We start from the raw sequence: 14,398 nt of genomic DNA on the forward strand, positions 1-14,398 counted from the left end.
CGTTAACGCGGATACTCCTGCAACAGAAGAGTTAACTTCTCCGCCATCAGTTCGGCGCGCCAGCCGGAAATCAATTCCGGTTGCCCATTTTGCGGTTTTAATTTCCAGTGCCAGTTAAGCAACTGATTAATCTGCCGACGCGATGCCAGTAGCTCGCCGCTGACGTGATGCGACGCGCTCACCTCCGCCACCAGCGCTTTGATGGCCTTAAACGCTTTGCGATAGCCCGGCATGTCCATCAGATTCAACAGGGGTTCCGGCAATGCCTCTTCCGGTAACGCCTGTGCTTTCGCCACCAGCGATATCAACGTCTTGCCGTGAAAACGAATCTCGCTGCCGGAAAGCCCCAGGCTATCCAGCTCACCGAGACTGCCCGGCATATAACGCGCGACCGCCCACAGGTTTTCTTCACGCACAACAAAGTTCACCGCCATATCGCGCTCACGCGCCTTACGTATCCGCCAGTCAGCTAAAAGTTGCAGACAGGCTAACTGGCGAGTACGCAGTTGCCAGGCATTGGTGATATCCCGCCATGCTTCTTCCGGCGCCTGAATCTCCTGACGACGCTGCTGCATCAATCGGCATTCATCAAGCGCGGCAGGCAGCCATCCTGCGGCTTCAGTTTCAATCATCAGCTTTTTGGCGATCGGTAACAGATACCAGACATCCGCCGCCGCGTATTCACACTGACGTTCGCTTAAAGGCCGGGCTAACCAGTCGGTACGAGACTCGCTTTTATCCAGCGCCACGCCCGTATACTCTTCTACCATCGCCGCAAACCCCCACGACAGCGGACGCCCGCAAAACGCCGCCAGAATTTGCGTATCAATCAGGGGCTCCGGCAGTTCGCCAAACGCATTCAGAAATACTTCCAGATCTTCGCTACCCGCGTGCAGAAATTTGGTGATTCCCGTATCGCGCAACACCGCTTTTAACGGCGACCAGTCGCTGATGCCGAGCGGATCGATCAGGGCGACATTTGCCCCGTCAAATAACTGGATCAATCCTAACTGCGGGTAATAGGTGCGGGTACGGACAAATTCCGTATCTAAAGCAATAGCCGGACATGCGCGGACAGCCTCACACAGGCTCGCCAGCGCATCGTCCGTTTCAATCATTTGGTAATTCAAATCGTGTTCTCTTTGGTTCGCGCCAAAAAAAACGCCGGCTTAACCGGCGTCTCTCGTTAGCTGACTTAACGCTCAGGCTTTATTGTCTACTTTGCCACGGGCTTCGTCACGCAGTTCTCGTCGTAAAATTTTCCCAACGTTAGATTTTGGTAATTCCTCGCGAAACTCTACCTGTTTGGGCACCTTATATCCGGTCAGATGGCGACGGCAGAAGGTGATCAACGCATCGTCAGTCAATGCCGGATCTTTCTTAACCACAAAAAGCTTCACCGCTTCGCCGCTACTACCGGAAGGCACGCCAACCGCCGCGACTTCCTGCACGCCAGAATGCTGCATCACCACATCTTCAATTTCGTTTGGATAAACGTTGAAACCAGAAACCAGAATCATATCTTTCTTACGATCGACAATCCGCAGAAAGCCATCTTCATCCATAACCGCAATATCGCCCGTATGCAGCCAACCATCTTTAATGATTTCATCCGTCGCGTCAGGACGCTGCCAGTATCCCAGCATAACCTGAGGGCCTTTCACGCAAAGCTCTCCGGCCTCACCCGGCGCGACTTCGTTATCATCGTCATCCACCAGTTTGGCTTCTGTTGACGGTACAGGCAGGCCGATACTGCCGCTGTGATAATCAATATCATGCGGGTTGACGCTCACCAGCGGGGCGCACTCGGTCAGCCCGTAGCCTTCCAGCAGGTATTGCCCGGTCAGCTTTACCCAACGTTCCGCAACGACGTTTTGCACCGGCATCCCGCCGCCGGCTGACAGATGCAGCGAAGAAAAATCCAGCTGTTGAAACTCTTTATTATTGAGCAGGGCGTTGAATAGCGTATTAACGCCAGTCATCGCCGTAAATGGATATTTCGCCAGCTCCTTGACCAGGCCGGGGATATCACGCGGATTGGTAATCAGCAGGTTTTGCCCACCCAGCTCGATAAAAAGCAGACAGTTCATGGTTAAGGCAAAAATGTGATACAGCGGCAGCGCGGTCACTACCAGCTCTTTCCCCGGGTGCAGCAGCGGCCCATAGGTCGCTTTCACCTGCTCCAGATTCGCCAGCATATTGCGGTGGGTCAACATCGCGCCTTTCGCCACGCCCGTCGTACCGCCGGTATATTGCAGGAAAGCCAGATCTTCAGCGACAACCTCGGGTTTGACATACTGCATACGGTAGCCATGCTGTAGCGCGCTGCGAAACGAGATCGCATCTGGCAAGTGGTATTTTGGCACCAGACGCTTGATGTATTTCACGACAAAGTTAACAACCGTACCTTTGGCGGTAGAAAGCTGGTCGCCCATCCGCGTCAGAATAACGTGCTGTACCGACGTTTTCTCGACTACTTTTTCCAGCGTATGGGCAAAGTTAGAAACAATAATGATTGCCGCCGCGCCGCTATCGTTAAGCTGATGCTCAAGTTCGCGCGGCGTGTACAGCGGGTTAACGTTCACCACAATCATGCCAGCGCGTAAAATACCAAATAGCGCGACAGGATACTGCAACAGGTTTGGCATCATCAGCGCCACACGGTCGCCTTTTTTGAGTCCCAGCCCTTGTTGTAAATAAGCCGCAAATGCCCGACTACGTTCTTCTAATTTACGGAAGGTCATTACCTCCCCCATATTGACGAACGCAGGCTGATCGGCATAGCGCGTCGCCGCATGTTCAAACAGTTCAACCAGGGATTGATAACGGTCAGGGTTGATCTCCGCCGGAACATCAGCAGGATAACGGTTAAGCCAAACCTTCTTCAATGCATCACCTCTAAAATGAGTGTTCGTCGTCATCACAACCCCAGTTAATAAACAAGTCGTTAACATTATATTAACTCAGCGTACCAGTTTATTAATTACGCAACTGAAAGGTTGCGAAGCGCGTCACTATTTATTTTTATTATGTCTCTATGAATGCAGAAACAGCGGACCAGCCGCTGTTTCTTTTATTGATAAAACAAAGGGTTACTCTGTTACTATCGTCTGAACCTCTGCGGGTCCAGGGTTATACCATCCCCAACCGCCATAGCCATAAGGCCAGGCGCGTCCGCCGTAAAACCACGGATCGATCGGCTGTGGAGGCATGACGACCTGCTGAACAAGATGCCAGCGTTTATAGCCGGTAGCCTGCATCAGCATAAATTTATACGGCGTATTGCCGATTTTACCGTCAACCGTGCCGGTTATCGGGCCGACAACGGTAACTAACTGGCCACGGAAGTCCACCGGGTCCAGAAAACCGTTCACATCGGCAAAAATTCTGCCGCGCGAGGCTTCGCCCAGAACAGGACGCGCGCCGCTGTCGAGCGGTACGGTCGCGATTTCAAGCCGGGTTTTTCCCTGCTGATTTTGTACCGCCACAACTTTGCCGCCAAAACGCGCCTCTTGCCCGATATAGAGCTGCGGCGCATTCATCACCCGCACCAAATCCTGCTGCGGCGTCGGACTCGAACCTTTAATGGCATCCGGGATAGTCACGCAACCGCTCAGCATAAGCGCAAAAGCGCACGCCAGCGCCCCTTTTATTAACCGTTTTTGAACCGCCATGATGCGACTCCTTTTTCTCGACCTCTATTCCACCCCACAGCATAAAGTATGGGGGGTAATAGTAGTGAGAGTCATTCTTTGCCGGGAAGTTTCTTCCACGCCACTTCGTTACGCAAATAAACCGGCTCGGCATGTTCCACGGCAACGGTCTCTCCTGCCGCCAGCTTTTGACTGGCGATGGGCAACATATCTTCCGCTGCCGGGAGCGACACCTCCCCATCATGAAGCGTCAGGCCGCACTCCTTCGCCAGATCGGGCCATGCGGACCAACCCGTTCCTACCGTCGCCCACTCGCCGGAAAGCTGTTTCAACCGCTCACCGACCCGTTCCGGTTTCAGCACCGCTTCCGTCTCTTCGCCCTGCCAGACGCCCTGCGCATCACGCTGGTATTCCGCCCAGTACACTTCGCCCATCCGCGCGTCAATCGCGGCGAGTACGCGGGTCGCGCCGGTTTTACGCCACGCGCCCTGCGCCATCGTGGCAAGCGTCGAAACACCGATCATCGGCAGATTTGCCCCTAACGCCAGCCCTTGCGCAATCCCAATGCCGATACGCACGCCGGTAAAGCTGCCCGGACCGCGCCCAAACGCCAGCGCATCTATCTCATTGAGCGAGACGCCGCTGGCGGCCAGAATCTCCTGCACCATGGGCAGGATACGTTGAGTGTGTTCTCGTGGACAAAGCTCAAAGTGAGCATTGATAGTACCGTTGTTCCACAGGGCGACAGAACAGGCCTCTGTGGCGGTATCGATAGCCAGAATTCGCATGAGGTTTCGTGCTTAGATCAATAAAATAGCGCGCATCTTACCATACTCCGTAACAAATTACTCGGCGGATGGAATCGCAAGAAAGCGAACGGCACGGGCGATATCACGCGTGCGCGGCGCAGGAGGCAGGCTGGCGAGAAACGTGGCGCCATAGGGCCGCATCACCAGCCGGTTATCACAAATCACTAACACCCCGCGATCGTCCGCATCGCGAATTAGCCGCCCCACCCCCTGCTTCAGCGTAATCACCGCATCGGGCAGTTGAACCTCATCAAACGGATCGCCACCGCGCAAACGACAGTCTTCCATTCGCGCTTTTAACAACGGGTCGTCCGGGGAAGTAAACGGCAATTTGTCGATAATCACCAAAGATAACGTATCGCCGCGCACGTCCACCCCTTCCCAGAAGCTGCTGGTGGCGACGAGCAGCGCGTTGCCGGCGCTAACAAATTGCTGTAACAGTTGGCCTTTACTGGTTTCCCCTTGCAACAATACCGGCAGCGTCATGGTGGCGCGAAACTGCTCCGCCAGATCGCGCATCATGGCGTGTGAGGTGCACAGCATAAAACATCGCCCGTTATTGGCTTCAATAATCGGCCTGAGCATAGCCGCCAACTGTCGCGCCGCGCCGGGCTGGTTGGTTTGCGGTAGGTTACGCGGTACGCAGAGTAACGCCTGGCGCGTATAGTCGAATGGGCTGGGCAGCAGCATGGATTCTGCCTGTTCAATTCCCAGACGGGCGGTAAAGTGGTGAAGATCATCATTTACCGATAACGTGGCTGAGGTAAAAATCCAGCTACCGGGTTTCTGTTCCATCACCTCTTTGAATTTGTCCGCCACTGTGAGCGGCGTCAGCGCCAGGGTGAAATGGCGCGAGGTGCACTCATACCAGTAGCTGTATCCCGGCTGATTGATCTCTTTTAAGCGTTTCAGCCGTGAACGGTATAGCGTGGCGCGTTCAAAAGCCGCATCCAGCAGCGCCGAACGGCCCAGCGACAGCTTCGCCACGTCGTAACAAAGCTCCAGCGTATCATCCAGCAGTAAAAATGCCCGTTGGATACGCGAGTCGGCTAACAGTTCACGCAAATTTCCCCGGTAGCCGGGCTCCCCCAGTTGCAGACGAAAATCCTGGGCGCTCTGGGCAAGGCGATCGGCGCATTTTTGCAACTGTTGAGTGTCTTTCAGTTCCGTCCGGTAGGCGATGGTGATGTCTTTTGCTAAATCCAGTAACTGACGGCTGGAGAGCGATTGTCCGAAATACTGGCTGGCGATGTCAGGCAGTTGGTGGGCTTCATCGAAGATCATTACTTCAGCCTGAGGGATAAGTTCGCCAAACCCGCTCTCTTTAACCACCATATCCGCAAGAAAAAGGTGGTGGTTTACAATCACCACATCCGCGTCCATCGCCTTTTTACGCGCTTTCACCACAAAGCACTCTTTGTAGAGCGGGCAATCGCTGCCAAGGCAGTTGTCGTTGGTACTGGTGACCAGCGGCCAGGCCTGGGAATCCTCCGCCACGCTGACGCAGGTGCTGATATCGCCATCCCGCGTCTGATTTGACCAGGAGCGCAGCAATATCACGTCGCTTAACGTTTGTACCGGTAAATCGCCGCCCGCCAGCGCTTGTTGTTCCAGACGCTCCAGGCAGAGGTAGTTTGAACGTCCTTTCAACAGGGCCGTCTTACCGGTAAACGCCAACGCTTTTGCTACCGTCGGCAGATCGCGGCTGTAGAGTTGATCCTGCAACGCTTTCGACCCGGTCGAAATAATGACTTTTTTCCCGGCGCGCAACGCCGGAGCGAGGTAAGCATAGGTCTTCCCGGTTCCGGTGCCGGCTTCAACAACCAAAGGCTGCGCATTTTCAATCGCTTGTGTTACGGCAACCGCCATTTGTCGCTGTGGTTCGCGCGGTTTAAAGCCGGTTATCGCTTTGGCCAGTTGGCCATCTGCTGCAAAATCGTCCGTCACACTGCCCCCTGTTAATTTGCACAGGGATTATGTCAGGGTAGAAAGGCTTACGCCAGTTACAGAGGTGACGGCGACGCCACATTGTGGCAGTCTTGAACCATTCAAATGAAAAGCAAATGAGGAATAAGTAATGTCTATCGTGCGTATTGATGCCGAAGATCGTTGGTCAGACGTGGTGATCTACAATAATACGCTGTGGTATACCGGCGTGCCGGAAAACCTGGACGCCGATGCTTTTGAGCAAACGGCGAATACTCTGGCGCAAATTGATGCGGTGCTGGAAAAACAGGGCTCCAGTAAGTCACGTATTCTGGATGCCACTATTTTCCTGAGCGATAAAGCGGATTTTGCCGCCATGAATAAGGCGTGGGATGCGTGGGTCGTCGCAGGCCATGCGCCGGTACGCTGTACCGTACAGGCCGGGTTGATGAACCCGAAATATAAAGTTGAGATTAAGATTGTCGCGGCGGTATAAGCCGGTTATTCGTCTTCATCCTCAAAACGCGCCACTATCCGTTCGCCGGTATGGTTGGCGCGAAGTTCGCCCGCCACCTGGGCAATCGCTTCTCCGCTGCTCATACCTTGCGACATCAATTCCTGGATACGTTCTACGGCTTTTTGCTGTTGTTCATGACTGAGTGAAGGTAAACCTGCAAACATGATTAACTCCTGCTAAATTGTTAGCGCTAATTATTTCACGCTACCCGGCGGTAAGCCAGTAGTGTTGTAACGAGTCAGGAATGATGAAGACGTTATCTCCCACTGTTATCACCTTACCCTGGCGTCCGGACGCCGCTGAACACTATTTTGCGCCCGTAAATCATTTGCCCTGGGCGATGCTGCTGCATTCAGGTGATGCTATTCATCCCTATAACCGTTTTGATATTCTGGTCGCCGATCCTGTCACCACACTGACCACGCGCGCGCAGGAAACCACGGTATGTACTGCGCGCACGACTACCGTCACTTTCGACGATCCGTTACACGTTTTGCAGACTCAACTGGAGGCGCTGCCTTTTCATCCTCAGCCTGACCCTGACTTACCCTTTCAGGGCGGCGCGCTGGGTCTGTTTGGTTATGATTTAGGGCGGCGTTTCGAAATTCTGCCCGATACTGCTGCGCGCGATATCGCTTTACCCGATATGGCGATTGGCCTTTACGACTGGGCGCTGATTGTCGATCACCAAAAACAGGTGGTGTCGCTGATAAGCTATCACGATGCAGACGCCCGATATCGCTGGCTCACCAGCCAGCACGCGCCGACCCGCACGCCCTTCAGGCTTACCTCGGCCTGGCAATCCAATATGACGCGTTGCGAGTATGGCGAAAAGTTTCGTCAGGTGCAGGCCTGGCTGCACAGCGGGGACTGCTATCAGGTCAATCTTTCCCAGCGTTTTCAGGCGAGCTACGAGGGTGATGAGTGGCAGGCTTTCGAACACCTTAACCGCGCCAATCGCGCCCCGTTCAGCGCCTTTCTTCGTTTACATGACGGCGCCATATTGAGCCTTTCTCCCGAGCGTTTTATCCAACTGGAGAATGGTCATATTCAGACGCGCCCGATCAAAGGTACGCTCCCACGGCTTAACGATCCGCAGGCGGATCGTCAGCAGGCGCAGAAACTGGCCAACTCAATGAAAGATCGCGCTGAAAATTTGATGATCGTCGATTTGATGCGTAACGACATTGGCCGGGTCGCCGTGCCGGGTTCGGTGAAAGTGCCGGAACTGTTCGTCGTCGAACCATTTCCTGCCGTTCACCATCTGGTTAGCACCATTACCGCCCGTTTACCGGACTCGCTTCATGCTACCGACCTGCTGCGCGCGGCTTTCCCCGGCGGCTCCATTACCGGCGCGCCTAAAGTGCGGGCGATGGAAATTATCGACGAACTGGAGCCGCAGCGACGCAACGCCTGGTGCGGTAGCATCGGTTATCTGAGTTTCTGCGGCAAGATGGATACCAGTATTACTATCCGCACCGTCACGGCAACGCAGGGCCAACTCTATTGCTCAGCCGGCGGCGGTATCGTGGCCGATAGCAAGGAAGAAGCGGAATATCAGGAAACTTTTGATAAAGTTAATCGTATCCTGCACCCACTGGAGAACTAATACGTGGATACCAGCCGTCTGACGCTCGATCATTTCTTATCGCGCTTTCAGCTTTTGCGCCCGCAGATGACTCATGAAACGTTAAATCAACGTCAGGCCGCCGTACTGATCCCTGTGGTTCGCCGCCCCCAGCCGGGGCTGCTGTTGACCCAGCGGGCTATTCATTTGCGCAAACACGCCGGACAGGTCGCCTTTCCCGGCGGGGCCGTGGACAGTACCGATGCTTCGCTTATCGCCGCAGCGCTTCGCGAAGCGCAGGAGGAAGTCGCCATCCCGCCGCAAGCCGTGGAAGTGATTGGCGTTTTACCGCCGGTAGACAGCGTGACCGGTTTTCAGGTCACCCCGGTGGTCGGCATTATTCCGCCAAATCTCCCCTGGCGCGCCAGTGAAGATGAAGTGTCTGCGGTGTTTGAAATGCCGCTGGCGCAAGCGTTGCAACTGGGTCGATATCACCCGCTTGATGTTTACCGTCGCGGCAATTCGCACCGCGTATGGCTCTCCTGGTATGAGCATTATTTCGTCTGGGGCATGACCGCAAACATTCTTCGTGAGCTGGCGCTGCAAATCGGCGTAAAGCCCTGACTGTACACAACGCCATTCACGTTGCCTCAAGGTGGTAACAATCGCCTCCCCCAAAGAGGCAGCCTGAAGGGCAACGTGTATATACTTAACTTTACGCGCGCAAGACACGACTTGAGATTACTGTCGCAATATTAGTAAAAACGCGGTTATTCATTAGTTTAATTCATGTGAATAGTTAAGCTGATGCCAGCGTTCCCTCTTACACTATGCGCAGTTATAACATCGTAACCGGAAGCCCCGGTTGCCCTGTCAGGAGTATTATCGTGATTAGCCTATTCGACATGTTTAAGGTAGGGATTGGTCCCTCCTCTTCCCACACTGTTGGCCCGATGAAGGCCGGTAAACAGTTCGTCGATGACCTGGTCGAAAAAGGATTACTGGATAACGTTACCCGCGTCGCTGTCGATGTCTACGGCTCGCTGTCGCTGACGGGGAAAGGTCACCATACCGATATCGCCATTATTATGGGTCTGGCGGGTAATGAACCCGCTACCGTGGATATTGATAGTATCCCCGGTTTTATTCGCGACGTCGAAACGCGCGAGCGTCTGTTACTGGCCCAGGGACGTCACGAAGTCGACTTCCCGAAAGATGACGGAATGCGTTTTCACAACGGCAATTTGCCGCTGCATGAAAACGGGATGCAGATCCACGCCTGGCATGACGACACGGTCATTTATAGCAAGACGTACTATTCCATCGGCGGCGGCTTTATCGTTGATGAAGCGCATTTCGGCCAGGAAGCGACGAATGAGGTTACTGTACCTTATCCGTTTAAATCGGCGAAAGAAATGCTGGAGTATTGCAACAGTACCGGCCTTTCACTCTCCGGCATGGTGATGCAAAACGAACTGGCGCTGCATAGCAAGAAAGAGATTGAAGAGTATTTCGGTCACGTCTGGCAGACCATGCAGGCCTGTATTGATCGTGGTATGAATACCGAAGGCGTGCTGCCGGGGCCGCTGCGCGTACCGCGTCGCGCCTCTGCGCTGCGTCGTATGCTGGTTTCCAGCGATAAGCTTTCCAACGATCCGATGAACGTCATTGACTGGGTGAACATGTTTGCTCTGGCGGTGAACGAAGAGAACGCCGCAGGCGGCCGCGTCGTGACGGCGCCAACCAACGGCGCGTGCGGTATCGTTCCTGCGGTACTGGCTTACTACGACCATTTTATTGAATCAGTCAGCCCGGATATTTACACCCGCTACTTCCTGGCGGCAGGCGCTATTGGCGCGCTGTATAAGATGAACGCGTCTATTTCCGGCGCGGAAGTCGGCTGTCAGGGCGAAGTCGGGGTCGCCTGTTCGATGGCGGCGGCAGGCCTTGCTGAACTGTTGGGCGCCAGCCCGGAGCAGGTTTGCGTTGCCGCTGAAATCGGCATGGAGCATAACCTGGGGCTGACCTGCGACCCGGTTGCCGGTCAGGTGCAGGTGCCGTGTATCGAGCGTAACGCCATTGCTTCGGTTAAAGCGATCAACGCTGCGCGTATGGCCATGCGTCGAACCAGCGCGCCGCGCGTCTCGTTGGATAAAGTCATCGAAACGATGTACGAGACCGGAAAAGACATGAACGCAAAATACCGCGAAACGTCGCGCGGCGGGCTGGCTATTAAAGTCCAGTGTGATTAAACGCCGTTTCCCCTCCCTTCGCCCATCTGCTACGGATGGGCGAAATTTTTATCTCTTCCTCGTCGACTCCACGTTTCCCCACTACACTTGCTGTGTCGCGGTTGGCTTTTGTCGCCAACGCTTATTGGGCGGCCCGCATGCAAACAGCACAACGGATCATCAATCATTATCGCCGTAATCGTTTCATTGTTTGCACGATTTGTGCACTGGTCACGCTCATTCTTACGCTGAGCATCCGATTTATTTCGGAGCGGAACTTAAATCACCATCGCACGGTTGCATTCGCGAATCATGCCGTTGATGCGCTGGATAATGTTTTGCATCCTCTCCAGGTCGGACGAAACGTACTGCTCCCCTTGCTTGAGCTTCCGTGCGCGACCGCGCATCTGCCGTTGCGTAAGCAAGCCGCCCGTCTGCAAACCGTTCGTTCTATCGGGCTGGTGAAAGAGGGAATTCTCTATTGCTCAAGCATTTTTGGCGCCCGTAATACTCCCATACGCCAGCTTCAGCCCGATCTTCCCGCAGTCGGCGATCTGCTGCTACTTTCCACAGACCAATCGTTACTCAAGGGAAGCCCGATCCTCATTCAGTGGTATCCCGCCTCTGCCGATGGCCAGGATGGCGTGATGGAAATTGTGAATATTGACTTGCTGACGACTATGCTACTTGAGCCGCAGCAGCCGCAAATTACCAGCGCCAGCCTGACGGTCGGCAAACGGCACCTGTTATATGGTCGGGGCGTGGTCGATACTCTTCCGGAATTAAAAAAAGATGAAGAGCGTTACCAGCTTTCATCGCGACATTTCCCTTTTACTATCAGCGTCAGCGGGCCGTCGGCAGGCGTACTGGCGTTCAAACATCTCCCGACGCAGTTACCGCTGGCCGTATTGCTTAGCCTGTTGATCGGTTATATCGCCTGGCTGGCAACGGCCAGCAGAATGAGCTTTTCCTGGGAAATTAATCTGGCCCTTGCCGAACGGGAGTTTGAGCTATTTTGTCAGCCGTTGCTTAATGCCCGCACGCAGCAGTGTACCGGCGTTGAGATCCTGTTACGCTGGAACAACCCGCGCCAGGGCTGGATCTCACCGGATGTTTTTATTCCTATCGCCGAGGAACATAACCTGATAGCGCCGCTGACCCGCTATGTGATTGCGGAAACCATTCGGCAGCGGCACTACTTCCCCATCAACCATCAGTTTCATATCGGCATCAATGTGGCGGCAAGCCATTTCCGACACGGCGTGCTTCTCAAGGATCTTAATCAGTACTGGTTTAGTGCGGAACCTGTTCAGCAACTGGTGCTGGAGCTCACGGAACGCGACGCGTTGCTTGACGTTGATTACCGCCTGATGCGCGAGCTGCATCGTAAAGGCGTGAAGTTAGCCATCGATGATTTTGGCACAGGAAACAGCTCGCTCTCCTGGCTGGAAAAACTGCGGCCGGATATTTTGAAAATCGATAAATCCTTCACCGCCGCCATCGGTACCGATGCGGTCAATTCAACGGTGACCGATATTATTATCGCTCTGGGGCAAAGACTGAATATTGAACTGGTGGCGGAAGGGGTCGAAAACCAGACGCAGGCACAGCATTTGCGCCAGCATGGCGTGCAAATGTTACAGGGCTATCTCTATGCGAAGCCGATGCCCATTAGCGAATTTCCACAGTGGCTGGCGGGCAGCGCGCCGCCGCCCGCCCGGCATAACGGACAGATTATGTCCGCGATGCCGCATCTATAGACTTGATTCCTGCGTGTGACGTCATTCCTCTTCGTCGTGGGCAGGCTGTTCTTTAACAATTCGAACCAGATCGACACGATAGTCGTTGGCCTCGACAATGGTGATCCGCAGGGGCGGAACATCAATGACATCGCCTACACGAGGAATATGGCCATTAGCGGCGATCACTAACCCCGCGACCGTCGCAATATCGCCCTCTTCGTTCACCAGATGATCAACTTCCAGCGCCTGCTGTAGCGCATGGAGATCGGTGCCGCCCTTCACTATCCAGCCCTCGGCATCGGCAACGATTTCCAGCGTTTCATCGGCATCCGGGAACTCACCGGCAATCGCTTCCAGCACATCCAGCGGCGTAACCAGCCCCTGCACCACGCCGAACTCGTTAGTGACGATAACGAAACTGCCGCGCGCGCGGCGCAAAACGCCTAACAGATTGATAGGATCAAGCGTTTCCGGCACCACTATCGCCGGGGAAGACGCGGCGATAGCCGCAACGTCCGCGCCCTCTTCCAGCGCCACCAGCAACTCTTTCGCCCGAACGATACCGATAATTTCATCCAGCTCGCCCCGACATACCGGGAACAGGCTATGCGGAGAAGAGAGTAACTGCTGACGGATTTCAGCTACGCTGAGATTCGCATCCACCCAACTAATTTCGCCTCGCGGCGTCATAATGCCGCGCAGGGAGCGCGACGCCAGAGTCAGTACGCCGTTAATCATGTAGCGTTCTTCTTCGGCGAAGGCGCCTTCCGACACCGATATCGCGGCCGGGCTATCCGTTTCATGTTGCGTACTCGCCTGGCGTTTACCGCCCATCAGACGCAGGATAGCGTCCGCAGTACGCGCGCGCAGCGGCAACGTGGACTGATGACGAATAAAGTTGCGGCGCGCAATCTGGTTAAACACCTCGATAACGATCGAGAAACCAATTGCCGCGTACAGGTAGCCTTTCGGAATATGGAAACCGAACCCTTCCGCCACCAGGCTCAAGCCGATCATCAGCAGGAAACTCAGACAGAGCACCACCACCGTCGGATGCTGGTTGACAAAACGGGTCAGCGGTTTTGACGCCAGTAGCATCACCGCCATCGCAATCACCACCGCCGCCATCATAACCGGCAGATGGTTTACCATACCTACCGCCGTAATCACGGCGTCCAGCGAGAAGACCGCATCCAGGATGACAATCTGCGTGACTACCACCCAGAAGCTCGCATAGCCTTTACCGTGTCCGGTGTCATGCTCGCGGTTTTCCAGACGTTCATGCAGCTCGGTGGTCGCTTTAAACAGCAGGAATATACCGCCCAGCAGCATAATTAAATCGCGGCCGGAGAAGGTAAAATCCCAGACGGTAAAGAGCGGCTTTGTTAAGGTCACCAGCCACGAAATAATGGACAGCAGCGCCAGACGCATAATCAGCGCCAGCGAGAGCCCGATAAGACGCGCTTTGTCACGCTGCTTTGGCGGCAATTTATCGGCGAGGATCGCGATAAAGACCAGGTTATCGATACCCAGAACAATTTCCAGGACGACGAGCGTGAGTAAACCCACCCAAATTGAGGGATCCATTAATAATTCCATGACAAGCTCCTGCTTAAGGAATGACTAAACGGCGCCCACAACATCTCAAAGGATGCAGGCGGTAACGCAATAAACAAAGTAAGGCTATGGCAAGATATGCCAGATTGACAGGCGCAAAACGGCCAAAGAGTGAAATGACGTCGGTGACGATCCATACAACGGGCTGCTGCCCTATACCCCATTCTAATTAAACGGAAGCTAAACATAACAGAGACAACTGGTTTTTGGCAAAGATTTACCTTCCTTTGCAAAGAGATGTAACCGGGATATTTTACACTTCGAAATTTCTCATTATCGAAAACAAAATTACGGATCTCCATCACACAAAATATTTTTTTCGATATCTAAAATAAT

12 protein-coding genes are annotated in these 14,398 nt (G+C 54.2%); 5 read left to right on the plus strand and 7 right to left on the minus strand.

The annotated features are described in order from the left end of the window. Positions 1–2: 2 nt before the first annotated feature. The 5 genes from rnd to J1G48_RS12750 form a co-directional block, all read right to left on the minus strand. Positions 3–1,130, minus strand: coding sequence for a ribonuclease D (gene rnd / locus J1G48_RS12730; RefSeq protein ID WP_001109121.1), 1,128 nt, complete (start codon positions 1,128–1,130; stop codon positions 3–5). A gap of 72 nt (positions 1,131–1,202) precedes the next feature. After that, complete coding sequence (fadD, locus tag J1G48_RS12735) at positions 1,203–2,888, minus strand: long-chain-fatty-acid--CoA ligase FadD (RefSeq protein ID WP_000758418.1); 1,686 nt, start codon at positions 2,886–2,888, stop codon at positions 1,203–1,205. Positions 2,889–3,092: 204 nt separating this feature from the next. Further along, positions 3,093–3,674 (minus strand): Slp family lipoprotein, encoded by a 582-nt coding sequence (locus J1G48_RS12740; protein WP_000290594.1) that lies wholly within the window; start codon positions 3,672–3,674, stop codon positions 3,093–3,095. 71 nt (positions 3,675–3,745) lie between these two features. After that, positions 3,746–4,441 carry a tRNA (adenosine(37)-N6)-threonylcarbamoyltransferase complex dimerization subunit type 1 TsaB gene (gene tsaB / locus J1G48_RS12745; RefSeq protein ID WP_001221017.1) on the minus strand — a complete coding sequence of 232 codons (696 nt, stop codon included), beginning with the start codon at positions 4,439–4,441 and terminating at the stop codon, positions 3,746–3,748. Between the two features lie 57 nt (positions 4,442–4,498). After that, complete coding sequence (locus tag J1G48_RS12750) at positions 4,499–6,409, minus strand: ATP-dependent DNA helicase (RefSeq protein WP_000128807.1); 1,911 nt, start codon at positions 6,407–6,409, stop codon at positions 4,499–4,501. Between the two features lie 130 nt (positions 6,410–6,539). Between J1G48_RS12750 and J1G48_RS12755 the strand changes: the two genes are divergently transcribed. Continuing rightward, entirely contained in the window at positions 6,540–6,884 is a 345-nt protein-coding gene (locus J1G48_RS12755) for a RidA family protein (RefSeq protein ID WP_000029550.1), read from the plus strand. Positions 6,885–6,889: 5 nt separating this feature from the next. On the opposite strand, the gene J1G48_RS12760 is transcribed toward J1G48_RS12755, so the two are convergent. Beyond that, complete coding sequence (locus J1G48_RS12760) at positions 6,890–7,069, minus strand: YoaH family protein (RefSeq protein ID WP_000457328.1); 180 nt, start codon at positions 7,067–7,069, stop codon at positions 6,890–6,892. 80 nt (positions 7,070–7,149) lie between these two features. Here J1G48_RS12760 and pabB point away from each other — a divergent pair, with 80 nt between their 5' ends. From pabB to J1G48_RS12780, 4 genes are all read left to right on the plus strand, one after another. Then, the gene (gene pabB, locus J1G48_RS12765; protein ID WP_000978451.1) at positions 7,150–8,514 is read left to right on the plus strand and encodes an aminodeoxychorismate synthase component 1; all 1,365 of its coding nucleotides are present in this window, start codon (positions 7,150–7,152) and stop codon (positions 8,512–8,514) included. Positions 8,515–8,517: 3 nt separating this feature from the next. Further along, positions 8,518–9,096: a CoA pyrophosphatase gene (locus J1G48_RS12770; RefSeq protein ID WP_000381544.1), complete on the plus strand. Its 579-nt coding sequence runs from the start codon at positions 8,518–8,520 to the stop codon at positions 9,094–9,096. Between the two features lie 263 nt (positions 9,097–9,359). Further along, positions 9,360–10,724: an L-serine ammonia-lyase gene (gene sdaA, locus J1G48_RS12775; protein WP_000624273.1), complete on the plus strand. Its 1,365-nt coding sequence runs from the start codon at positions 9,360–9,362 to the stop codon at positions 10,722–10,724. Between the two features lie 137 nt (positions 10,725–10,861). Then, the gene (locus J1G48_RS12780; protein WP_001192535.1) at positions 10,862–12,463 is read left to right on the plus strand and encodes a cyclic diguanylate phosphodiesterase; all 1,602 of its coding nucleotides are present in this window, start codon (positions 10,862–10,864) and stop codon (positions 12,461–12,463) included. Positions 12,464–12,484: 21 nt separating this feature from the next. On the opposite strand, the gene yoaE is transcribed toward J1G48_RS12780, so the two are convergent. Continuing rightward, positions 12,485–14,044, minus strand: coding sequence for a CNNM family cation transport protein YoaE (gene yoaE / locus J1G48_RS12785; protein WP_000421814.1), 1,560 nt, complete (start codon positions 14,042–14,044; stop codon positions 12,485–12,487). Positions 14,045–14,398: the final 354 nt, after the last annotated feature.

This window comes from Salmonella sp. SAL-020 (assembly GCF_017372215.1).
GTDB classification, from domain to species: domain Bacteria; phylum Pseudomonadota; class Gammaproteobacteria; order Enterobacterales; family Enterobacteriaceae; genus Salmonella; species Salmonella enterica.